This window comes from Pseudomonas sp. JS425 (assembly GCF_018223845.1).
Classification (GTDB): domain Bacteria; phylum Pseudomonadota; class Gammaproteobacteria; order Pseudomonadales; family Pseudomonadaceae; genus Aquipseudomonas; species Aquipseudomonas asiatica.
Genome location: NZ_CP073661.1, coordinates 504,668 through 527,966, shown reverse-complemented (window position 1 = coordinate 527,966; position 23,299 = coordinate 504,668). Strand labels below are relative to the sequence as shown.

General features: G+C 62.5%; 21 protein-coding genes. 15 read left to right on the top strand and 6 right to left on the bottom strand.

Features of this window, described 5'->3' with window-relative positions:
* Positions 1-85 precede the first annotated feature (85 nt).
* A complete protein-coding gene (locus KDB76_RS02305; RefSeq protein ID WP_031325444.1) occupies positions 86-1,084 on the top strand; it encodes an alpha/beta hydrolase family protein in 999 nt (332 codons plus the stop codon).
* 139 nt (positions 1,085-1,223) lie between these two features.
* Here the strand turns inward: KDB76_RS02305 and KDB76_RS02300 are convergent, their stop codons facing one another.
* The 3 genes from KDB76_RS02300 to KDB76_RS02290 are packed head-to-tail and all read right to left on the bottom strand — an operon-like array spanning position 1,224 to position 3,680.
* Positions 1,224-1,991 carry a TerB family tellurite resistance protein gene (locus KDB76_RS02300; RefSeq protein WP_038408587.1) on the bottom strand — a complete coding sequence of 256 codons (768 nt, stop codon included), beginning with the start codon at positions 1,989-1,991 and terminating at the stop codon, positions 1,224-1,226.
* 1 nt (position 1,992) lies between these two features.
* Positions 1,993-2,664, bottom strand: a complete 672-nt coding sequence (murU, locus tag KDB76_RS02295; RefSeq protein WP_024086165.1) for an N-acetylmuramate alpha-1-phosphate uridylyltransferase MurU — start codon at positions 2,662-2,664, stop codon at positions 1,993-1,995.
* Positions 2,661-3,680: a phosphotransferase gene (locus KDB76_RS02290; RefSeq protein ID WP_024086164.1), complete on the bottom strand. Its 1,020-nt coding sequence runs from the start codon at positions 3,678-3,680 to the stop codon at positions 2,661-2,663. The genes murU and KDB76_RS02290 overlap by 4 nt, the downstream gene beginning before the upstream one ends.
* Positions 3,681-3,810: 130 nt before the next feature.
* Here KDB76_RS02290 and KDB76_RS02285 point away from each other — a divergent pair, with 130 nt between their 5' ends.
* The 11 genes from KDB76_RS02285 (at position 3,811) to KDB76_RS02235 (ending at position 17,832) form a co-directional block, all read left to right on the top strand.
* Positions 3,811-6,618: an LPS-assembly protein LptD gene (locus KDB76_RS02285; RefSeq protein ID WP_038408585.1), complete on the top strand. Its 2,808-nt coding sequence runs from the start codon at positions 3,811-3,813 to the stop codon at positions 6,616-6,618.
* Positions 6,599-7,918 (top strand): peptidylprolyl isomerase, encoded by a 1,320-nt coding sequence (locus KDB76_RS02280; RefSeq protein ID WP_013970593.1) that lies wholly within the window; start codon positions 6,599-6,601, stop codon positions 7,916-7,918. Before KDB76_RS02285 ends, KDB76_RS02280 begins: the two co-directional genes overlap by 20 nt.
* Complete coding sequence (gene pdxA, locus KDB76_RS02275) at positions 7,915-8,904, top strand: 4-hydroxythreonine-4-phosphate dehydrogenase PdxA (RefSeq protein ID WP_038408583.1); 990 nt, start codon at positions 7,915-7,917, stop codon at positions 8,902-8,904. Before KDB76_RS02280 ends, pdxA begins: the two co-directional genes overlap by 4 nt.
* Positions 8,901-9,701 (top strand): 16S rRNA (adenine(1518)-N(6)/adenine(1519)-N(6))-dimethyltransferase RsmA, encoded by an 801-nt coding sequence (gene rsmA / locus KDB76_RS02270; RefSeq protein ID WP_013970591.1) that lies wholly within the window; start codon positions 8,901-8,903, stop codon positions 9,699-9,701. The genes pdxA and rsmA overlap by 4 nt, the downstream gene beginning before the upstream one ends.
* A gap of 205 nt (positions 9,702-9,906) precedes the next feature.
* Positions 9,907-10,287, top strand: a complete 381-nt coding sequence (apaG, locus tag KDB76_RS02265) for a Co2+/Mg2+ efflux protein ApaG (RefSeq protein ID WP_013970590.1) — start codon at positions 9,907-9,909, stop codon at positions 10,285-10,287.
* Entirely contained in the window at positions 10,287-11,153 is an 867-nt protein-coding gene (locus KDB76_RS02260) for a symmetrical bis(5'-nucleosyl)-tetraphosphatase (protein ID WP_013970589.1), read from the top strand. Before apaG ends, KDB76_RS02260 begins: the two co-directional genes overlap by 1 nt.
* Before the next feature lie 14 nt (positions 11,154-11,167).
* On the top strand, positions 11,168-11,497 hold the full coding sequence (gene glpE / locus KDB76_RS02255) for a thiosulfate sulfurtransferase GlpE (protein ID WP_013970588.1): 330 nt from the start codon (positions 11,168-11,170) through the stop codon (positions 11,495-11,497).
* Between the two features lie 283 nt (positions 11,498-11,780).
* The gene (locus tag KDB76_RS02250; RefSeq protein ID WP_023661236.1) at positions 11,781-13,703 is read left to right on the top strand and encodes a PrkA family serine protein kinase; all 1,923 of its coding nucleotides are present in this window, start codon (positions 11,781-11,783) and stop codon (positions 13,701-13,703) included.
* A gap of 130 nt (positions 13,704-13,833) precedes the next feature.
* Positions 13,834-15,105: a YeaH/YhbH family protein gene (locus KDB76_RS02245; protein ID WP_013970586.1), complete on the top strand. Its 1,272-nt coding sequence runs from the start codon at positions 13,834-13,836 to the stop codon at positions 15,103-15,105.
* Positions 15,102-16,670, top strand: coding sequence for a SpoVR family protein (locus KDB76_RS02240; RefSeq protein ID WP_024086159.1), 1,569 nt, complete (start codon positions 15,102-15,104; stop codon positions 16,668-16,670). Before KDB76_RS02245 ends, KDB76_RS02240 begins: the two co-directional genes overlap by 4 nt.
* A 55-nt stretch (positions 16,671-16,725) precedes the next feature.
* Complete coding sequence (locus KDB76_RS02235; protein ID WP_038408580.1) at positions 16,726-17,832, top strand: multifunctional CCA addition/repair protein; 1,107 nt, start codon at positions 16,726-16,728, stop codon at positions 17,830-17,832.
* 206 nt (positions 17,833-18,038) lie between these two features.
* On the opposite strand, the gene folK is transcribed toward KDB76_RS02235, so the two are convergent.
* On the bottom strand, positions 18,039-18,548 hold the full coding sequence (gene folK / locus KDB76_RS02230; RefSeq protein WP_013970583.1) for a 2-amino-4-hydroxy-6-hydroxymethyldihydropteridine diphosphokinase: 510 nt from the start codon (positions 18,546-18,548) through the stop codon (positions 18,039-18,041).
* Entirely contained in the window at positions 18,539-18,895 is a 357-nt protein-coding gene (folB, locus tag KDB76_RS02225; RefSeq protein ID WP_004375185.1) for a dihydroneopterin aldolase, read from the bottom strand. Before folB ends, folK begins: the two co-directional genes overlap by 10 nt.
* 74 nt (positions 18,896-18,969) lie before the next feature.
* On the opposite strand from folB, the gene plsY reads away from it, so the two are divergent.
* On the top strand, positions 18,970-19,539 hold the full coding sequence (gene plsY / locus KDB76_RS02220; protein WP_013970581.1) for a glycerol-3-phosphate 1-O-acyltransferase PlsY: 570 nt from the start codon (positions 18,970-18,972) through the stop codon (positions 19,537-19,539).
* A 3-nt stretch (positions 19,540-19,542) separates the two neighbouring features.
* Here the strand turns inward: plsY and tsaD are convergent, their stop codons facing one another.
* Positions 19,543-20,568, bottom strand: a complete 1,026-nt coding sequence (tsaD, locus tag KDB76_RS02215; RefSeq protein WP_023661234.1) for a tRNA (adenosine(37)-N6)-threonylcarbamoyltransferase complex transferase subunit TsaD — start codon at positions 20,566-20,568, stop codon at positions 19,543-19,545.
* A gap of 203 nt (positions 20,569-20,771) precedes the next feature.
* Between tsaD and rpsU the strand changes: the two genes are divergently transcribed.
* Both rpsU and dnaG read left to right on the top strand, forming a co-directional pair.
* Complete coding sequence (rpsU, locus tag KDB76_RS02210; protein WP_003255575.1) at positions 20,772-20,987, top strand: 30S ribosomal protein S21; 216 nt, start codon at positions 20,772-20,774, stop codon at positions 20,985-20,987.
* A gap of 303 nt (positions 20,988-21,290) precedes the next feature.
* Entirely contained in the window at positions 21,291-23,273 is a 1,983-nt protein-coding gene (gene dnaG / locus KDB76_RS02205) for a DNA primase (protein ID WP_013970579.1), read from the top strand.
* The last annotated feature ends 26 nt before the right edge of the window (positions 23,274-23,299 follow it).

Below are 23,299 nucleotides of genomic sequence, written 5' to 3'. Positions count from 1 at the left end.
CGTCTTGGCAAAGCGGCCATGCAGCATGGCCGTCACGGGCAAATACCATTAGGCTGCCGGTATCATTCTGGCCCCGGGTTGACTCATGTCCACACTTTATCGCACGACGCTGGCAATGTGCTGCCTGGCCTCGATCCTTCCACTCGGCGCCCTGGCCGCCGATGCCGAAAAACCATCCACCACCACCGAGGCACCCGTTGCCCAAGCTCCTCGCCCGCCGCTGCTGGAACGCAGCCAGGAGGATGCCCAGGCACTTGAACGGCTGGTGCCCAAGGCCGAACAGCAGACCCTTCAGGCCGGTGCCGACAGCTTCCTGGCCTTGTGGAAACCGGCCAACGACAGCGATCCACAAGGCGCGGTCATCATCGTCCCGGGGGCTGGCGAAACGGCTGACTGGCCGAATGCGGTCGGCCCGCTGCGGCAGAAGTTCCCCGATATCGGCTGGCACAGCCTCAGCATAAGCCTGCCCGACCTGCTCGCCGACAGCCCGCAGGCGCGAGTCGAGGCCAAGCCGGCTGCCGAGCCGCAGCCAGACAAGGGCGAAAGCGCCCCGGCCAAGGACGTACCAGCCGATGCCAATGCCAACGTCGCCCAGGCTACCGCAGCCGATGCCGACACCGCAGAGAGCACTGACGCCAAACAGGCCAGCGAACAAACCGACCCAGCCGATGCCGAGCGCATTTTCGCCCGCCTGGATGCTGCGGTGGCCTTTGCCCAGCAGCACAACGCCCGCAGCATCGTGCTGATCGGCCATGGCAGCGGCGCATATTGGGCGGCCCGCTACCTGAGCGAGAAACAGCCACCGCAGGTGCAGAAACTGGTGATGGTTGCCGCGCAGACACCGGCGCGGGTGGAGCATGACCTGGAAAGCCTGGCGCCGACCTTGAAAGTGCCGACTGCCGACATCTACTACGCCACCCGCAGCAGTGACCGCAATGCAGCCGCACAGCGCCTGCAGGCCAGCAAGCGGCAGAAGGACAGCCTGTACCGACAGTTGTCGCTGATTGCCATGCCGGGGAACAAGGCGGCCGAGCAGGAGCAACTGTTCCGCCGGGTGCGGGGGTGGATGAGCCCACAGGATTGATCCAGGAATGCTGGGGCCGCTTTGCGGCCCTTTCGCGACACAAGGCCGCTCCCACAGGTGCCGCGCAAAACCCGAGGGCTGCGCAGTACTTGTGGGAGCGGCCTTGTGTCGCGAAAGGGGTGCGAAGCGCCCCCGCTTTTTAAAGGCCCCGCCGCTTGCGGATCATGGCATAAGCCTGATGCAGCTCCCGGGTCCGTTCAGTCGCTTCACGCACCTGCGACTCACTGGCACCAGTACCCGCCAGCTTGTCCGGGTGATGCCGACTGACCAGTCGACGATACGCCTGCTTGACCTTGTCGCCATCGGTATCCGCCTCGACCACCAGCAAGCGCAACGCCGCCGCATAGGTCATGGCGACCCCTTCCGGCCCCGCCGCCTTGCGTGGTTCGTACTCCAGCGACATGGCCTGCACCTGCCGCCGGCTCAGGCCCAGTTTCTGCCCCCAGTCCAGCAGCAGTTCACGCTCCTTGTTGCCCATCTTGCCGTCGGCCCAGACCATGCGCCAACAGGCGCGCAGGGTACCTTCGGCCGCATGCGGCTGCTGGCGAATGCGCCGCAGGTGCCCACCCAGCCGGTCCTTGCCCGCCTTGCCGCGGTTGAACGCAGCAATCGCACGCAGCCGAGCCGCTTCGGCCAGGTCCAGGCGCACCATCTCCTGGCGTGCCTGCTGAATATGCTGCTCGCCCACCCGGCCATCGCACTTGGCCAGGCGCCCGAGCATCACGAACAGCAATTCGTCGTCCTGCAACGCCGGGCGCCCGCCCAGGCGCTCGCGCATGTCCTCCCAGCCTTGCAAACGCAGGCGACGGTCCATGGCCTGTCCGAGCAACGCCCCGAGCAAGGCCCCGGGGATGCTGGCAACGGCAAAGCCGGCACCGACACCAATCACCGTGCTTGGCCACCACATGTCAGGCACGCTCGCCGATCAGGCGCTCGGCCTCGGCCAAGCGTTCGAGCGTACCGACATCAACCCAGTGCCCATGGTAGTGCTCGCCACTGACCTGGCCCGCAGCCATGGCCTGACGCAGCAACGGCGCCAGCTTGAAGGCGCCAGGCTGGCAGCCTTCGAACAGCGCCGGGTGCAGCACCGACAGGCCACTGAAGGTCAGCGTGCCGGGCGCATCGTCACCATCGACCACCCGCTCGCCCACCAGGCGGAAGTCGCCGCGGCCGTGATGGCCTGGGTTGTCGACCAGCACCAGGTGAGCCAGGCCTTGCAGGGGAGCCTGCAGGCGCGCGAAGTCGTAGTCGGTCCAGACATCGCCGTTCACCAACAGGAACGGCGCGTCACCCAGCAATGGCAGGGCCTTGAAGATGCCACCGCCGGTTTCCAGCGGCTCTCCTTCGGGCGAATAGCGGATGCTCAGGCCGAAACGGCTGCCGTCACCCAGGTGGTCCTCGATCTGCTGGCCGAGCCAGGCATGGTTGATCACCACCTCGGTGAAGCCCGCCGCAGCCAGGGCCCGCAGGTGGTACTCGATCAATGGCTGACCGGCGACCGGGACCAGCGGTTTGGGGGTGTGCAGGGTAAGCGGGCGCATGCGCTCGCCCTTGCCCGCTGCCAGGATCATTGCCTTCATGCACGCGCTCCGGCCCGCAACTCGGCAATCAGCTCACTCAGCTCCGCCAATTCGGGCCGGCGGCTGATCACTTCTTCTATATAGGCGAAGAAGCGCGGTACGTCGCCCAGGTAACGGGGTTTGCCGTCACGGTGGCAGATACGGGCGAAAATACCGATCACCTTCAGGTGGCGCTGTACACCCATCAGGTCGCTGGCACGCTGGAACGCCTCGAAATCGGCCTGCACCGGGATGCCGGCAGCCTGCGCCTTCTGCCAGTAGTCGCGCAGCCAGCCTTCGACCCGTGCCTGCGGCCAGCTGAGGAACGCGTCCTTGAACAGGCAGGTGATGTCGTAGGTGACCGGGCCATACACGGCATCCTGGAAGTCCAGCACGCCGGGGTTGGGCGTGCTCTGCATGAGGTTGCGCGGCATGTAGTCGCGGTGCACCAGCACCTTGGGCTGGGCCAGTGCGCTGTCGATCAGCAGCTGGCTGATTCGTTGCCAAGTGGCTTTCTGGGCATCGCTGAAGGCCAGCCCAAGCTCACAACCCACGTACCACTCCGGGAACAACTCGACTTCACGGCGCAACAGCGCATCGTCGTAGCTGGGCAACGGCGCGTCCATCGGCAGGCGCTGGAACGCCAGCAGCGCGTCGATGGCATCGGCGAACAGGCCGTCGGCGTTGTCCGCATCAATGATATCAAGGTATGTCTGGTGGCCCAGGTCACCCAGCAGCAGGAAGCCACGTTCCAGGTCCTGGGCATGGATCAGCGGCACGTGCACGTCGGCGCTGGCCAGCAGGTGATCGATGGCGACGAACGGTCGGCAGTTTTCCTGTGGAGGTGGTGCATCCATGATCACGAAGCTGTGGCCGGCACCCTGCCAGCGGAAATAACGGCGGAAGCTGGCGTCGCTGCTGGCCGCGGTCAAGCTGCCTGCAGGCACGTCGCCCCAGGCATTTTTCCGGAAAAGATCATTGAGCTGCTCATCGAGCCAGACCGTCAGTTGTTGCAGGCGTACATCGTGTTCAGGCATTACAAGGGTCTCCGACGGCCCTAGCCGTCAAGCGGGTCATGCTTTATTATCCAGCATCTTTTTCAGACCATCGAGAGGCGTGCGGCCCCACACGCGGGCAGATGGCACGCAGGAAGCCCGGACTAATAAGATGGCATTGAAATCCCCCGCGTTTCGTAGAAAGTTTCCGTTGCTGGTAACCGGCGGTCTGCTGGCCCTGCAACCTCTGGCCACGTCTTACGTGGTGGCAGCCGAACAGTTCGACTGCCAAGTGTCCGCCTCCGGTGGTTGGGACTGCAAGCCCAAGACCCCAGCCAACAACCTGCCGCCGCGCCCGGTGCACGAGGGTGCTGCCGTCAGCACCGGCACCGAAGCCGCGAGCGAAGGCGAAACCGCGGATCGGCCGATGCTGGTCACCGAGGCCAAGGGCCGTGGCCTGAAGTCGCGTAGCGAAGACTACAGCCACCTGGACTGGGTTCCGCGTGAAAAGCTCACTGCCGCACAGCTGGCCGAAACCGGCCCGTACTGCGGTGGCGCCTACATCGAGCCAACCCGCCCTGGCATGGCCGACACCACGCCGAAGGACGAGTCGCCGACCTACATCAACGCCAAGGTATCCAAGTACCACCAAGAGCAGCAGATCGCTACCCTCGCCGGTGACGTGGTGATGCGCCAGGGCAGCATGCAGGCCGAGGCCGACGAGGCCAACCTCTACCAGACCGAAAACCGTGGCGAGCTCAAGGGCAACGTCAAGATCCGTGACAACGGTTCGCTGGTGGTCGGTGACGAGGCACAGATCCAGCTCGACACGGGCGAAGCCCAGGTCGACAACGCCGAATACGTGATGCACAAGTCGCACATCCGCGGCAGTGCCCTGTACGCCAAGCGTGGCGAGAACGCCATCATTCGTCTCAAGGACGGTACGTACACCACCTGCGAACCGGGCAGCAACGCCTGGCAGTTGAAGGGCAACAACATCACCCTGAACCCGGCCACCGGTTTCGGTACCGCGACCAACGTTACGCTGCGGGTCAAGGATTTCCCGGTGTTCTACACACCGTACATCTACTTCCCGATCGACGACCGTCGCCAGTCCGGCTTCCTGCCGCCATCGTTCAGCAGCACCAGCGATACCGGTTTCATGCTGGTCACGCCGTACTACTTCAACCTGGCGCCGAACTACGATGCCACGTTGTACCCGCGCTACATGACCAAGCGCGGCCTGCTGATGGAAGGCGAGTTCCGCTACCTGACGCCTTCCAGCGAAGGCCAGTTCGGTGGCGCGTACCTCAACGACAAGAACGACGACCGCAAAGACCAGACTGACTACAAAGAGCAGCGCTGGATGGTCAACTGGCAGCACAAGGGCGGGCTGGACGAGCGCCTGATGACCGAGGTGGACTACACCGACATCAGCGACCCGTTCTATTTCCAGGACCTGGAGTCTGATCAGATCGGTGTTGAAAGCAAGGACATCCTGGATCAACAGGGTGCACTGACCTGGCGCGGCGACAGCTACACCGCGCGACTGAACGTGCACGCCTACGAAATGGCGACTATCTCGCAGATCACGCCGTACGATCGCCTGCCGCAAATCACATTCAACGGTACGCTGCCGTTCCATCCTAGCGGCTTGAACTTCGGTTACGAGACGGAAGCAGTACGCTTTGATCGCGATCTGAAAGATGACTTCGTCTTCGACGAAGATGGCAACCCAGACACCAGCGTTGGCGGCGTGCCGGGTAAGCGACTCGACGAAAATATCTTCGGCGTAGCTCGCTCCACGGGCAACCGCTTCAATGTCGCACCGTCGATCAGCCTGCCGATGGAAGCCAGCTATGGCTATATCACGCCAAAGCTGAAGTACATGTACACACATTATGACCTTGATCTGGACAGCAAGGGCAAACAAGACCTGATCGATAACCCGGGCCGGATCGATCTTTACGGTGACTTCAAGAGCAACCAGAACCGTGACGTTCCGATCTTCAGCGTCGACAGTGGCCTGTACTTCGACCGCAACACATCCATGTTCGGCACGAACTACAAGCAGACCCTCGAACCGCGCCTGTTCTATCTCTACGTTCCATACAAGGACCAGGTCGACATTCCGCTGTTTGACTCTGGGGAGACGCTCTTTAGCTACGACTCTCTGTTCCGCGACAACCGCTTCAGCGGCGTCGACCGCATCGGCGACGAGAACAAGCTGTCGCTGGGCGTGACCACCCGCTGGATCGAGGAAAACGGCTTCGAGCGCCAGAACTTCAGTATCGGCCAGGCCTACTACTTCAAAGACCGCAAGGTCCAGTTGCCAGGCATCGACTACCGCGACCGCAAAGACGCGCAATCCGATGTGTCGCCGTACGCTCTGCTGTACAACTACTATTTCAACCGCGACTGGCGCTTCAACTCGGATTTCAACTGGGACCCGGACAGCCGCAGCACCCGCTCGGGCAGCGCGATGTTCCATTACCAGCCTGAAGACAACCCGAACAAGGTGGTCAACCTCGGTTATCGCTACCGTAACGACACCATCGCCTACGACTCCACCACCGGTACCTGGAAAGTGGGCGGCGGCGACTATGGCAACCCGGGCGACCCGAACTACATCAAGGATTACTACAAGATCCAGCAGCATGACTTCTCGGTCATCTGGCCGATCGTTCCGCAGTGGAGCGTCATCGCTCGCTGGCAGCATGACTACAACCGCAACCGCACCCTGGAAGCCATGGGCGGTTTCGAGTACGACAACTGCTGCTGGAAGCTGCGTTTGATCAACCGTTACTGGATCGATTACGACGACTTCAGCCAAGCCCTTCCGACAAACGAAAAGGGCGACCACGGCATCTTCCTTCAGATCGTGCTGAAAGGCCTCGGTGGTGTAGTCGGCAACAAGGTCGAATCTTTCCTCGACCAAGGCATTCAAGGTTATCGTGAACGTGAAGACCAAGCTTATTGATCGACTGCGCCCGGCGTTGCTGGGCGTTGCATTGCTGAGTGGCGCGGTGCATGCCGCGGTGCAACCTCTTGATCGCGTGGTGGCCATCGTCGACAACGACGTGGTCATGCAAAGCCAGCTGGACCAGCGTGTCCGCGAGGTGCAGCAAACCATCGCCAAGCGCGGCGGCGGCATGCCGCCTGCCGGTGCGCTGGATCAGCAGGTGCTGGAACGCCTGATCGTCGAGAACCTGCAGTTGCAGATCGGCGAGCGCTCCGGCATCCGCATCACCGACGAAGAGCTGAACCAGGCCATGGGCACCATTGCCCAGCGCAATGGCATGTCGCTGGACCAGTTCCGCGCCGCCCTGGCTCGTGACGGCATGTCGTTCGACGACGCCCGTGAGCAGGTCAAGCGCGAGATGATCATCAGCCGCGTGCGCCAGCGCCGCGTGGCCGAGCGTATCCAGGTCTCCGAGCAGGAAGTGAAGAACTTCCTCAACTCCGACCTTGGCAAGATGCAGATGTCGGAAGAGTACCGCCTGGCCAACATCCTGATCCCGACCCCGGAAGCGGCCAACTCGGAAGCCATCCAGGCCGCCGCACGCCAGGTTGGCGATGTGTACCAGCAACTCAAGCAGGGCGCGGACTTCGGCCAGATGGCCATTGCCCGCTCCGCCAGCGAAAACGCCCTGGAAGGCGGCGAGATGGGCTGGCGTAAAGCCGGCCAGCTGCCACCAGACTTCGCCAAGATGCTCAGCAGCATGCCGGTTGGCGAAATTACCCAGCCTATCCGCATCCCCAGCGGCTTCATCATCCTCAAGCTCGAGGAGAAGCGCGGTGGCAGCGAGAACGTGCTACGTGACGAAGTGCACGTTCGCCACATCCTGATCAAGCCGAGCGAGATCCGCAGCGAGGCGGCCACCGAGCAACTGGCCGAGCGCCTGTACGATCGCATCAAGAGCGGCGAAGACTTCGGCGAGCTGGCGAAGAGCTTCTCGGAAGACCCGGGTTCGGCGCTCAACGGCGGCGACCTCAACTGGGTTGACCCGAACAGCCTGGTACCGGAATTCCGTGAACAGATGGCCAACGCCCAGCAAGGCGTCGTGACCAAACCGTTCAAGACCCAGTACGGCTGGCATGTCCTGGAAGTGCTGGGCCGTCGCGCCACCGACAGCACCGAGCAGGCTCGTGAGCAACAGGCCATGAACGTACTGCGCAACCGCAAGTACGACGAAGAACTGCAGACCTGGCTGCGCCAGATCCGCGACGAGGCCTACGTTGAAATCAAGCTGCCTGGCGCTGACCAGGCCGCCCAGTGAAGCCCCTGCGCTTCGCCGTCACCCCCGGCGAGCCGGCCGGCATAGGCCCTGACCTGTGCCTGCTGCTCGCCGCAGACGCCCAGCCCCACCCCCTGATCGCCATCACCAGCCGTGACCTGCTCGCCGAGCGGGCCACGCAGCTGGGGCTGGCCGTCAACCTGCTGCCGGTAGCGCCGGGCCTATGGCCCGAGCAGCCGGCGCCAGCGGGTAGCCTGTACGTCTGGGATACCCCCCTGGCGGCCCCGGTAGTGCCGGGCCAGCTCGACAAGGCCAATGCCGCGTTTGTGCTGGAAACCCTGACCCGTGCCGGGCAAGGCTGCCTGGAAGGGCATTTCGCCGGGATGATCACCGCCCCTGTACACAAGGGCGTAATCAACGAAAGCGGTATCGCTTTCTCCGGGCATACCGAATTCCTTGCCGAGCTGACCCACACCGCGCAAGTGGTGATGATGCTGGCTACCCGTGGCCTGCGCGTGGCCCTGGTTACCACGCACCTGCCGCTGCGCGACATTGCCGACGCCATAACTGCCGAGCGCGTCGAGCGTGTAACCCGTATCCTGCATGCCGACATGCGCGACAAGTTCGGCATTGCCAACCCGCGTATCCTGGTGTGCGGCCTCAACCCGCACGCGGGCGAGGGTGGCCATCTGGGCCGCGAAGAAATCGACATCATCGAGCCGACCCTGGCCCGCCTGCGCACCGAAGGCATGGACCTGCGCGGGCCGCTGCCGGCCGATACCCTGTTTACCCCCAAATATCTGGAGCACTGCGATGCGGTGCTGGCGATGTACCACGACCAGGGCCTGCCCGTACTCAAGTACAAAGGCTTCGGCGCTGCGGTCAACGTGACCCTGGGCCTGCCGATAATCCGCACGTCGGTCGACCACGGCACGGCCCTCGACCTGGCCGGCACCGGCAAGGTCGACACCGGCAGCCTGCGCGTCGCGCTGGAAACCGCCTACCAGATGGCCGAGAACCGACCATGAACGAGCAATACCAACACCGGGCGCGCAAGCGCTTCGGCCAGAACTTCCTGCACGACGCCGGCATCATCGACCGCATCCTGCGTGCCATCAACGCCAAGGCCGGCGAACATCTGCTGGAAATCGGCCCAGGCCAGGGCGCCTTGACCGAAGGCCTGCTGGGCAGCGGGGCACAACTGGACGTGGTAGAACTGGACAAGGACCTGGTGCCGATCCTGCAGCACAAGTTCGCCGACCGCAGCAATTTCCGCCTGCACCAGGGCGACGCCTTGAAGTTCGACTTCAACCAGCTAGGCGTGCCACCGCGCAGCCTCAAGGTAGTGGGCAACCTGCCCTACAACATTTCCACCCCACTGATCTTCCACCTGCTCAGCCATGCCGGGTTGATCCGCGACATGCACTTCATGCTGCAGAAGGAAGTGGTCGAGCGCATGGCCGCCGGCCCTGGCGGTGGTGACTGGGGGCGTCTGTCGATCATGGTGCAGTACCACTGCCGGGTCGAGCACCTGTTCAACGTTGGCCCTGGCGCATTCAACCCGCCGCCGAAAGTGGACTCGGCCATCGTCCGCCTGGTACCGCACGAAGTGCTACCGTACCCGGCCAAGGACGCTAAGCTGCTGGAGCAGGTGGTACGCGAAGCCTTCAACCAGCGTCGCAAGACCCTGCGCAACACCATGAAAGGCCTGCTCGACAGCGCGGCCATCGAAGCTGCCGGCGTGGATGGCAGCCTGCGCCCTGAACAGCTGGACCTGGCCGCCTTCGTGCGCCTGGCTGACCAGTTGGCCGATCAGCAAGCCTGATATCGCCTGTACCGTCCTCTTCGCGGGTAAACCCGCTCCCACAGGTACTGCAGCCCTCAAAATCTGCGTAGCACCTTGTAGGAGCGGGTTTACCCGCGAAAGGGCCGGGACAGACCACACAAATCCCCAAGCCCCTCACCGCTGGCCCTTCCCCCTCTCAATGGCCTAGACTGCATTATTGCGTCAGTTTGCCCAAGGCCCTTGCATGTCCGACCCTCGCTATAAAATCGACGTCAGCGTCGTGACCCGCTACCTCAAAGAACAATCCGACCCCGAAAACAGTCGTTTCGCTTTCGCCTACACCATCACCGTGCAGAACAATGGCTCGCTGAAGGCCAAGCTGCTGTCGCGCCACTGGCTGATCACCAACGGTGACGGCGAGGTCGAGGAAGTGCGTGGCGCCGGCGTGGTCGGCCAGCAGCCCAACATCGACCCGGGCCAGAGCCACACCTACAGCAGCGGCGCGGTCATCAGCACCCGCGTGGGCACCATGCAGGGCAGCTATCAGATGTTCGCCGAAGACGGCAAACGCTTCGATGCCGAGATCGCCCCCTTCCGCCTGGCGGTGCCCGGGGCACTGCACTGATGGCTACCTACGCCGTCGGTGACCTGCAGGGCTGCCTGCAGCCACTCAAATGCCTGCTCGGACGGGTCAACTTCAACCCCGCCGTCGACCACCTGTGGCTGGTCGGCGACCTGGTCAACCGCGGCCCCGAGTCACTGGAAACCCTGCGCTTCCTTTATTCGATCCGCCAGTCGCTGGTGTGCGTGCTGGGCAACCATGACCTGCACCTGCTGGCCGCCTGGCATAACGTCGAACGCCTGAAAAAAAGCGACACCCTGCGCGAGATCATCGAAGCGCCTGACGCCGACCAGCTGTTCGACTGGCTGCGCCAGCAAAAGCTGCTGCATTACGACGAACCCCGCGGCATTGCCCTGGTTCACGCCGGCATTCCACCGCAATGGACCTTGGGCAAAGCCCTGGAGTTGGCTGCCGAGGTCGAGGAAGTGCTGCGCGACGACGAGCGCCTGAAACTGTACCTTGACGGCATGTACGGCAACGAGCCGAACAAGTGGAGCAAAAGCCTCACCGGCATCGAACGCCTGCGGGTCATCACCAACTGCCTCACGCGCATGCGCTTCTGCACCGCCGAGGGCAAGCTCGACCTCAAGAGCAAGGAAGGCCTGGATACCGCCCCCAAAGGCTACAAGCCCTGGTACGCACACAAAGGCCGCCGCTCGCGCCACGTGAAGATTATTTTCGGCCACTGGGCCGCCCTTCAGGGGCAGGTCAACGAGCCCGGCATCATCGCCCTGGACACCGGTTGCGTGTGGGGCGGTGCCATGACCCTGTACAACGTCGACAGCGGCGAATATCACCGCTGTGACTGCAGCGACGACGGCAACTTACGCCTCCCCGCCCAAACGCCTACACTGAACGATCAATCCTGAAGGAAGCCGTACCCATGAGCGAATTCAAGCGCATCCCTCCCGAACAGGCCCTGGCCCTTCGCGCGCAAGGTGCGGTAGTCGTCGACATTCGCGACCCGCAGGCCTATGCCGCCGGCCACATCACTGGCGCCAAGCATCTGGATAACCATTCTGTCGCCGAGTTCATCCGCAATGCCGACCTCGACGCCCCAACCCTGGTGGTGTGCTACCACGGCAATTCCAGCCAGAGTGCTGCGGCCTATCTGGTGAACCAGGGTTTCTCGGACGTATACAGCGTCGACGGCGGCTTTGAGCTGTGGCGCGCCACCTACCCGGCCGAAACCGCCCAGGGCGCTGCCGAATAATTTTTTCATTTTTACTGCAGCCCGCGCCCCATGCGGGCTTGCGGCTTATCTGACGAACGGTCGTTCGCAACTTCTCCGCCCCTCGCCCTTGACCTTGCGGATAACCAACTATTCTTAAGCGCAGGCCATCCAGAAAAAGGGGAGAGCCGGTACACCGGCGTGCGGGTCATCGGTAGCGTTACAGGGTGTTCTGGGGGGTATACAGCAATCGGCAGCCCCGGTTGCATGCCAGCATCAGCTGACTGATCCGGCGTCGTCTCCACGTATCGAGCGAGGTGACGTCATGAGTATTTTTAGCCACTTCCAACAACGTTTCGAGTCTACGCGCCAGGAAGAACTCTCGCTGCAGGAGTACCTCGAGCTGTGCAAAGAGGATCGCAGTGCCTACGCATCGGCGGCCGAACGGCTGTTGCTGGCCATCGGTGAGCCGGAGCTGATCGACACCTCAACCAACTCCAGACTGTCGCGAATCTTCTCCAACAAGGTTATCCGCCGCTATCCGGCCTTTGCCGACTTCCATGGCATGGAAGAGTGCATCGACCAGATCGTGTCCTACTTCCGCCACGCCGCCCAAGGCCTGGAGGAAAAGAAACAGATCCTCTATCTGCTGGGCCCGGTGGGCGGCGGTAAGTCGTCGCTGGCCGAAAAACTCAAGCAGCTGATGGAAAAGGTACCGTTCTACGCCATCAAGGGCTCGCCGGTATTCGAGTCGCCATTGGGCCTGTTCAATGCCACCGAAGACGGGGCCATTCTCGAGGAAGAGTACGGCATCTCGCGGCGCTACCTGAACACCATCATGTCGCCTTGGGCCACCAAGCGCCTGCAGGAGTTCGGCGGCGACATCAGCAAGTTCAAGGTGGTGAAGCTGTACCCGTCGATCCTCAACCAGATCGCCATCGCCAAGACCGAACCTGGCGACGAGAACAACCAGGACATCTCGGCCCTGGTCGGCAAGGTCGATATCCGCAAGCTCGAGGAATTCCCGCAGAACGACGCCGACGCATATTCCTATTCGGGCGCGCTGTGCCGGGCCAACCAGGGCCTGATGGAATTCGTCGAGATGTTCAAGGCCCCGATCAAGGTCCTGCACCCGTTGCTTACCGCCACCCAGGAAGGCAACTACAACAGTACCGAAGGCCTCGGCGCCATCCCCTACTCCGGGATTCTGCTGGCTCACTCCAACGAATCGGAGTGGCACACCTTCCGTAACAACAAGAACAACGAGGCGTTCATCGACCGGATCTACATCGTCAAAGTGCCGTACTGCCTGCGCGTCAGCGACGAAATCAAGATCTACGACAAGCTGCTGATCAACAGCTCGCTGGCCAAGGCGCACTGCGCGCCAGACACGCTGAAAATGCTCGCCCAGTTCACCGTGCTGTCGCGCCTGAAAGAGCCGGAAAACTCCAACATCTACTCGAAGATGCGGGTGTACGACGGGGAAAACCTCAAGGACACCGATCCGAAGGCCAAGTCGATCCAGGAGTACCGCGATGCGGCCGGCGTCGACGAAGGCATGAACGGCCTGTCGACCCGCTTCGCATTCAAGATCCTGTCCAAGGTGTTCAACTTCGATCCGCATGAAGTGGCCGCCAACCCGGTGCACCTGCTTTATGTGCTGGAGCAGCAGATCGAGCAGGAACAGTTCCCGGCCGAGGTGCGCGAACGCTACCTGCGCTACCTGAAGGAATACCTGGCCCCGCGCTATATCGAGTTCATCGGCAAGGAGATCCAGACCGCCTACCTGGAGTCCTACAGCGAATACGGCCAGAACATCTTCGACCGCTACGTTCTGTACGCAGACTTCTGGATCCAGGACCAGGAATACCGCGACCCGGAAACCGGCGAAATCCTCAACCGTATCGCCCTCAACGAAGAACTGGAGAAGATCGAGAAGCCGGCCGGCATCAGCAACCCGAAAGATTTCCGCAACGAAATCGTCAACTTCGTGCTGCGCGCCCGCGCCAACAACAACGGCAAGAATCCGAGCTGGCTGAGCTACGAAAAGCTGCGGGTGGTGATCGAGAAGAAAATGTTCTCCAACACCGAAGACCTGCTGCCGGTCATCAGCTTCAACGCCAAGGCAAGCAAGGAGGACCAACAGAAACACAACGACTTCGTCACGCGTATGGTGGAGCGTGGCTACACCGACAAACAGGTTCGTCTGCTGTCGGAATGGTACCTGCGGGTCAGGAAATCGCAATAAAGCGACAAGCTACCCACCGCGCGCCCAGGGCTGCCATGCCAGCCCTGGGCGGCGGCAGCTGCTTTGCTGCCTTTATGTGCAGCAGCTCGTAGCTTGAAGCGTGCAGCTGTTCCCAGCTACCGGAGGGACCATGAGCTACGTTATAGATCGACGCCTGAACGGCAAGAACAAGAGCACGGTGAACCGCCAGCGCTTCCTGCGGCGGTACCGCGAACACATCAAGAAAGCCGTCGAAGAGGCGGTGAGCCGCCGTTCCATCATGGACATGGAACATGGCGAGCAGATCAGCATTCCGGGGCGCGACATCGACGAACCGGTGCTGCACCATGGTCGCGGGGGCAAGCAGACCATCGTGCATCCAGGCAACAAGGAATTCACTGCCGGTGAACACATCCCAAGACCACAAGGCGGCGGCGGTGGCAGCGGCCGCGGCAAGGCCGGCAACTCCGGCGAGGGCATGGACGACTTCGTCTTCCAGATCACCCAGGAAGAATTCCTCGAGTTCATGTTCGAGGACCTCGAGCTACCCAACCTGGTCAAACGTCACCTGACCGGGGCCGACACTTTCAAGACCGTGCGCGCCGGTATCGCCAACGAAGGCAACCCGTCACGCATCAACATCGTGCGCACCCTGCGTTCGGCCCATGCCCGGCGCATCGCCCTGACCGGCAGCAGCCGCGCACTGCTGCGCGAAGCACAGAAGGAACTCGCCCGCCTGAAGGTCGAGGAGCCAGACAACTTCACCGATATCCAGGAAGTCGAACACGAGATCGAACGCCTGAAGGCACGCATCAACCGCCTGCCCTTCCTCGACACCTTCGACCTCAAGTACAACCTGCTGGTCAAGCAGCCCAACCCCAGCTCCAAGGCTGTGATGTTCTGCCTGATGGACGTGTCCGGCTCGATGACCCAGGCCACCAAAGACATCGCCAAGCGTTTCTTCATCCTGCTGTACCTGTTCCTCAAGCGTAACTACGACCGCATCGAAGTGGTGTTCATCCGCCACCACACCAGCGCACGTGAAGTCGACGAGGAAGAATTCTTCTATTCGCGGGAAACCGGCGGCACCATCGTTTCCAGCGCGCTGAAGCTGATGCAGGAGGTCATGGCCGAACGCTACCCGGCCAGCGACTGGAACATCTACGCCGCCCAGGCCTCCGACGGCGACAACTGGAACGACGACTCGCCGATCTGCCGTGACATCCTGGCCAAGCAGATCATGCCGCATGTGCAGTACTACACTTACGTTGAAATCACCCCGCGTGAACACCAGGCGCTGTGGTACGAATACGAGCGCATCGGCGAAGCCTTCCCCGACACGTTCGCCCAGCAGCAGTTGGTATCGGCCGGCGATATCTACCCGGTCTTCCGTGAACTCTTCCAGCGCAGGTTAGCCACATGACCGCCAGAGCACAGAGACGCCAACCTATTTCCACCGGGTCCGAGTGGACGTTCGAACTGATCCAGACCTACGACCGGGAAATCAGCCGCCTGGCCGAGCGTTACGCCCTGGACACCTACCCCAACCAGATCGAGGTCATTACCGCCGAGCAGATGATGGACGCCTACGCCTCGGTCGGCATGCCGCTGGGTTATCACCACTGGTCCTACGGCAAGCAGTTCCTCAGCACGGAGAAGTCCTACAGCCGTGGCCAGATGGGCCTGGCCTACGAGATCGTGATCAACTCCGACCCGTGCATCGCCTACCTGATGGAAGAAAACACCATGTGCATGCAGGCACTGGTGATTGCCCATGCCTGCTACGGCCATAACAGTTTCTTCAAGGGCAACTACCTGTTCCGCACCTGGACCGACGCTAGCTCGATCATCGACTACCTGGTGTTCGCCAAGCAGTACATCGCCCAGTGCGAAGAGCGCCATGGCATCGATGCCGTGGAAGACCTGATCGACTCTTGCCACGCCCTGATGAACTACGGCGTCGACCGCTACAAGCGGCCTTATCCGATTTCCGCCGAAGAGGAGCGGCGGCGGCAGAAGGAACGCGAGGAGCACCTGCAGCGGCAGATCAATGACCTTTGGCGGACCATTCCGAAGAGCGCCGACAAGGGTAACGAGCGCGATGATGCGCGCTTCCCCGCCGAACCGCAGGAAAACATCCTGTATTTCATCGAGAAGAACGCCCCGCTGCTGGAGCCTTGGCAACGTGAAGTGGTGCGCATCGTGCGCAAGATCGCCCAGTATTTCTACCCGCAGCGCCAGACCCAGGTGATGAACGAAGGCTGGGCGACATTCTGGCACTACACGCTGATGAACGACCTGTACGACGAGGGGCTGATCACCGAAGGCTTCATGATGGAGTTCCTGCAGTCGCACACCAGCGTGGTATTCCAGCCCGGCTTCGACAGCCCCTACTACAACGGCATCAACCCCTACGCACTGGGCTTTGCGATGTATACCGACATCCGCCGCATGTGCGAAAACCCGACCGAAGAAGATCGGCACTGGTTCCCCGACATTGCCGGCAGCGACTGGCTTTCTACAATCAAGTTCGCCATGAGCAGCTTCAAGGACGAGAGCTTCATCCTGCAGTACCTGTCGCCGAAGGTCATTCGCGATCTGAAGCTGTTCAGCATCCTCGATGACGACCAGCGCGACGACCTGTATGTACCTGCCATCCACGACGAGGCCGGCTACCGGACCATTCGCGAACTATTGGCGGCGCAGTACAACCTGGGCAACCGCGAACCGAACGTGCAGATCTGGAGCGTTGACCGCCGCGGCGACCGCTCGCTGACCTTGCGTCACCAGCAACACAACCGCAAACCGCTGGGCGATTCTACCGATGAAGTGCTCAAGCACCTGCACCGCCTGTGGGGCTTCGACATCCACCTGGAGACCGTCCAGGGCGAGCAGGTGATGAAAACCCACCACATGCCACCACGCGGCGAGCACGGCGAAAGCGCCGACTATGGCCGCATGGATCTGGCTGTCATTCACCACCTCTAGTGCAACTTCAAGGCTGCCGACGGGTTATCCTGTCGGCAGTTATGGAGAGCTGCACATGCACATCTACAAAGTCGGCGGCGCCGTGCGCGACCGCCTGCTCGGCCGCCCTGTCAGCGATATCGACTGGCTGGTGGTCGGCGCCACGGTCGAGGAAATGCACGCCAAGGGCTTTCGACCGGTTGGCGCTGATTTCCCGGTGTTCCTGCACCCGAAAACCGGCGAGGAATACGCCCTGGCGCGCACCGAGCGCAAGAGCGGGCGTGGCTACGGCGGCTTCACTTTCCACGCCAGCCCCGATGTGACCCTAGAAGAAGACCTGATCCGTCGTGACCTGACCATCAATGCAATGGCCGAGGACGAGACGGGTACGGTATACGATCCCTATCATGGCCAGGACGATATTGACCAGCGCCTTTTACGCCATGTTTCCCCGGCATTCGCCGAAGATCCATTGCGTGTGCTGCGAGTTGCGCGCTTTGCTGCCCGTTATGCACCGCTGGGATTCCGGGTTGCCGATGAGACGCTTGAGCTGATGCGTCAGATCAGTGCCTCTGGCGAATTGCAGGCGCTGACCGCCGAGCGCAGCTGGAAGGAAATCGAGCGGGCGCTGATGGAGGCGCAGCCGCAGGTGTTCTTCCAGGTGCTGCATGCTTGTGGGGCCCTGCAGGAGCTGCTGCCAGAGCTAGATGACGCCCCCCAGGCTCTGGCGGCGCTGGAACAGGCGGCAATGCACGAACAGGCCCTGCATGTACGCTGGGCCTGCCTGCTGCAGTCGCTGACACCGGCCGTGATCAAAGCCATCAACCAGCGCCTGAAGGCGCCGCGAGAGTGTCAGGAGCTGGCGTTGCTGACGGGTGAGTGCCTGGAGCTAGGCAACCAGGCGCAGGAACTGCCTGCGGCGATAATCCTGGAGCTTTTGCAGAAGTTCGACGTGTACCGGCGGCCGCAGCGGTTCGAGGACTTCCTGATCGCTTGCGAGATGACAGCACTGGGCGAGGGAAAATCGGGTTATCCACAGGCCGACTACCTGCGAGGAGCAGCGGCGGCGGCGCGGGCAGTGGATGTTAAGCCATTGGTGCAGGCAGGGCTGACCGGCAAGGCCTTGGGTGAAGCGCTCAAAAGTGAGCGGCTGAAAGCCCTCGAAGCTTACAAGCTCGGTTGAACATACCGGCCCCTTCGCGGCTAAAGCCGCTCCCACAGGGACTGCGTGAGCCTGAGCGAGCATGGCCGCGAAGAACTCAACTCAGTGGATGGCACCGGCTACGCCGGTGTTCGCGGGCTCGCCCGCTCCCACAGGAACCGCGCATTTTCTGAGCCTCGCACCAAACCTGTGGGAGCGGCTTTAGCCGCGAAAGGGCCGGTACAGGCTTACGCGGGAGTCAGCTGCAACCCACGCCACTCAAAGGCAACCGGCGCCAGCACCTGATCAATCCGCGCCTCCTGCCACAACTGCGCCATTGTCTTGCCTACCCCCGGATGCACAAGCTCCGGCGCCAGCAGCGACAGTGGCCACAGCACAAAGGCGTTCTTCAGGATCTCGGCCCGAGGCAACACCAGCCCATCGAACGTGCCGTGCAAGTCGTCATACATCAGCACGTCGATATCCAGCGGCAGCCCCTTGCGGTCCGGGGCATAGCGGCCATTGTCGGCCTCGATGAACTTCAACCGGCGGTCCAGTTCGATCAACGGCAACGCAGTCTGCCCAGTCACCACGAAGTTGATGAACGGACCGCTCTTGATCCCCACCGCCTGGCTTTCGAACGCCGGCGAGCAGCGCATGTCGGTCAGGATGCCTGCCAATGCATCGAGCCCGGCGCACAAATGCACCTCGCGATCAATGTTGCTGCCAAGGCCTAGGTAAACCGTGCTCAGAGACATCCGCGCTCGATCTCCACGCCAACACCGCCACGGGCCGCCGGTACCGCACCCGGCTTGGTCAGCTTCAACCGCACCCACGGGATGTGGAATTCTTCCATCAGCGTCGCCACCAGGCGCTCGGCGAAAGTTTCAACCAACTCGAAACGCGCCTGTTCGGCAAACGCCTGGATACGGGCCGACACACTGGCATAATCCAGCGCCAGGTTCAGGTCGTCACCCGCCGCAGCCGGGCGGTTATCCCAGGCAAAGCTCAGGTCCAGGCGCAAGCACTGGCGAATATCCCGCTCCCAGTCATAGGCACCGATGACGGTATCGACTTCCAGGCCTTCGATGAACACTCTGTCCAAGCACTTCTCTCCACAGCACGACAAGGGCGACTGGCGCCGTTAGAATCAGGGCGTCCTCGCCCGGAATAGTTAGCATGTTTTGGTTACTGGCGTTGCTCGCCTACCTGCTCGGCTCGCTGTCCTTCGCCATCGTCCTCAGCCGCCTTACGGGCAGCCCGGACCCGCGTTCCAGCGGTTCAGGCAATGCCGGCGCCACCAACATGCTACGCCTGGCAGGCCGCAAACTGGCGATCCTGACCCTGCTTGGCGACCTGTGCAAGGGCCTGTTGCCGGTATTGCTCGCCCGCGGTGCCGGGCTGGACCTGCACGCGCAGGCCTGGGTTGGCGTGTGCGCAGTGCTGGGCCACCTGTTCCCGCTGTACTTCCGCTTCCAGGGCGGCAAGGGCGTGGCAACCGCCGCCGGCATGCTCATGGCCCTGTACTTCCCGGCCGCGCTGCTGGCCATTGGCGCCTGGCTGCTGACCTTCTACCTCACCCGCACCAGCTCGCTGGCGGCGCTGATCGCCACACCGCTGACCTTGCCGTTGCTGGCCTGGCGCGAGCCAGAGGCCCTGCTACCGATCACTGTGCTGACGGCGATGATCGTATGGCGCCACCGCAGCAACCTTCGCGACCTGTTCGCAGGCCGCGAACGGCACTTCTAACGCTTAAACCGGCGGCAACTGCTCCATCGGCCAGCGTGCCTGCACGCTGATTGCCAGGTCCTGCTTTTGCCCGGCCAACAACCGCTGGCAGCCGGCATAGGCGATCATCGCGCCGTTGTCGGTGCAGAACTGCGGGCGCGCGTAGTACACGTTGCCCTTGATGCTGCCGAGCATGTCCTCGAGGGACGCACGCAAGGCCTTGTTGGCGCTGACGCCACCAGCAATGACCAGGCGCTTGAGGCCTGCCTGCTTCAACGCCCGCTTGCACTTGATGGTCAAAGTCTCCACCACCGCCTGCTGGAATGCCAGGGACAGGTCGCAACGGGTTTGCTCACTGTCGTCGCCGGCATCGCGGCACTGCTGCCAGGTGTTCAGGGCAAAGGTTTTCAGGCCGCTGAAGCTGAACTCCAGGCCCGGGCGGTCGGTCATCGGCCGCGGGAACACGAAGCGGCCAGGCACGCCGCGCTCGGCCAGGCGGGCGATTTCCGGGCCACCGGGGTAGTTCAGGCCGATCAGCTTGGCGGTCTTGTCGAACGCTTCGCCGGCGGCGTCGTCCAGGCTCTCGCCCAGCAACTCGTACTGGCCGATGCCATCGACCCGCACCAACTGCGTGTGGCCACCAGAAACCAACAAAGCGACGAACGGAAACTCCGGCGGGTTTTCTTCCAGCATGGGTGCCAGCAGGTGGCCTTCCATGTGGTGTACGCCAATCGCCGGGATGTCCCAGGCAAAGGCCAGCGCCTGGGCGCAGGAGGCCCCCACCAGCAGGGCACCGACCAGGCCAGGGCCCGCGGTGTAGGCGATGGCGTCGATCTCGGTGGCGACGCAGCCGGCCTCATCCAGCACCTGGCGGATGAGTGGCAGCATGCGCTTGACGTGGTCGCGCGAGGCAAGCTCAGGCACCACACCGCCGAACACGCGGTGCAGGTCGATCTGGCTGAACAGCGCGTCGGCCAACAAACCGCGTTCGCTGTCGTATAATGCGACGCCAGTTTCGTCGCAGGATGTTTCCAATCCCAGTACTAGCATGGGTTCGTCCCTTGTGGGGCTGAATTCGAAGCCGCGCATGATAGTCCCCGTGTCGGATGCCGACCAGCGGTTTTCGATCAGAGGCTTTGCATTCCGGCTTGCTAAGGGTTAACATCCGCAACCCTTGAAAACCGACGTTCTCCAGCACACCTTTGTTTTGCCAGGAGCACGTCTACCCCGGTAATGAATTAAGGTAGCCCTGGATGCCAGCCGTCAAAGTTAAAGAGAACGAACCCTTCGACGTAGCTCTGCGTCGTTTCAAGCGCTCCTGCGAAAAAGCCGGTGTACTGGCTGAAGTTCGTAGCCGCGAGTTTTACGAGAAGCCGACCGCCGAGCGTAAGCGCAAAGCAGCTGCTGCTGTTAAGCGTCACGCCAAGAAAGTTCAGCGCGAACAGCGCCGCGCCGTTCGTCTGTACTAATACAGACGTTCTACGCAAAGCTTCTGCCCTGCCCGGCTAACCGCCGGGCGATGGCAGTGGTCGCTTCAAACTTGAGCAGCTAGCTCAAGGCCCTGCACAAGCTTCATGCGAACTGCACATGGGCAACCTGCCTGAAACGTCAGAGCTGGTCCTCCTTGTTGTATGACCAGACGTGCACGTCCGACTGACGAGCCCTCAGGGGCTGGCGACGAGCACACATTCCCTCGCACGTTCCCAAGCGGCACTCGCCCCATTCGGCGCGTGAGCGATTAGACTTGCCAGCTGCCAGATGACGAGACTGCCATGGCCGGGCTGATTCCCCAGAGTTTCATTGACGACCTTATCAACCGCCTCGACATCGTCGACGTGGTGAGTTCGCGCGTCCAGCTGAAAAAAACCGGCAAGAACTATTCCGCCTGCTGCCCGTTCCACAAGGAAAAAACCCCTTCCTTCACGGTCAGCCCCGACAAGCAGTTCTACTACTGCTTCGGCTGCGGCGCCGGCGGCAACGCCCTGGGCTTCGTAATGGACCACGACAACCTGGACTTCCCCCAGGCGGTCGAGGAGCTGGCCCGCGCCGCCGGCATGGAAGTACCCCGCGAGCAAGGTCGCCGCGACCACAAGCCGCGCCAGCCAACCGATTCGCCGCTGTACCCGCTGCTGGACGCCGCCTCGGAGTTCTACCGCCAGGCCCTGCGCAGCCACCCGACCCGCAAGGCAGCGGTGGATTACCTCAAGGGCCGCGGCCTGTCCGGTGAAATCGCCCGTGACTTCGGCCTGGGCTTCGCCCCGCCAGGCTGGGATAACCTGCTCAAGCACCTGGGTGCCGACACCCTGCAGCAGAAGGTGATGATCGATGCCGGCCTGTTGATCGAAAACGCCGAAAGCGGCAAGCGCTACGACCGTTTCCGCGACCGGGTGATGTTCCCGATCCGCGACAGCCGCGGACGCATCATCGCCTTTGGTGGCCGAGTGCTCGGCGACGACAAGCCCAAGTATCTGAACTCTCCGGAAACCCCGGTGTTCCACAAGGGCCAGGAACTCTACGGCCTGTACGAGGCACGCAAGCACAACCGCAACCTCGACGAAATCATCGTCGTCGAGGGTTACATGGACGTCATTGCCCTGGCCCAGCAGGGCCTGCGCAACGCCGTGGCCACCCTCGGCACCGCCACCAGCGAAGAGCACCTCAAGCGCCTGTTCCGCGTGGTACCCAGCGTGCTGTTCTGCTTCGACGGGGACCAGGCCGGGCGCAAGGCCGCCTGGCGCGCCCTGGAGTCGACCCTGTCGAACCTGCAGGACGGCCGCCGCGCGCGCTTCCTGTTCCTGCCCGAAGGCGAAGACCCGGACAGCCTGGTGCGCGCCGAAGGCACCGACGCCTTCATGGCCCGCATCAACCAGCACGCCCAGCCGCTGGCCGATTACTTCTTCGAGCAGCTAAGCGTTGAAGCCGACCCGCGCTCGCTGGAAGGCAAGGCGCACATGGCGACCCTGGCCGCACCGCTGATCGAAAAGATCCCCGGCGCCAACCTGCGCCAGCTGATGCGCAACCGCCTTAAAGAAATCACCGGCCTCGACCCGCAGCAGGTCGAGCAACTGGCGCAACACGCCCCGGCCACCAGCAGCGTGCCGGACTACGACCCTGGCTACGACTATGACGCCATGGCCAGCTATACCCCCGATTACGGCGACATGCCGCAGCACGACTTCGCCCCCGTTCATCAGGAACAGGAGTGGAAGCCGAACAAGGGCGCTGGCAAGAAGCAGTGGGGCGACAAACCCTGGGACAAGAACCGCAAGGGTGGCAAGCCATGGCAGCAGCGTGACGAAGCACCACCACGCGTACCGGCCCCGGTCGAGCCGCCCACCCTGGCCGCCCTGCGCACCTTGCTGCACCACCCTCTGCTGGCCGGCAAGGTGGAAGATGCCAGCCACTTCGCCGATGAAGAACACTTGTACAGCCAGCTGCTGGTGGCACTGATCGAAGCCGCGCAGAAAAATCCTGGGCTAAGCTCAATGCAGTTGATCGCACGTTGGCACGGCACCGAACAGGGGCGCCTGCTGCGGGCCTTGGCGGAAAAGGAATGGCTGATCGTGGCCGACAACCTTGAACAACAGTTTTTCGACACTATAACTAGCTTGTCCGCCCGCCAACGCGAGCGCAGCCTGGAACAACTGCTCAGGAAATCACGTCAAAGCGAATTGACCAGCGAGGAAAAAACCCAGCTCCTCGCCCTGCTGAGCCGGAATGTTCCCGCACAAACGCCGACCTCATCTGGCGCGTGAGGCCCATGCTCGGGTATAATCCTCGG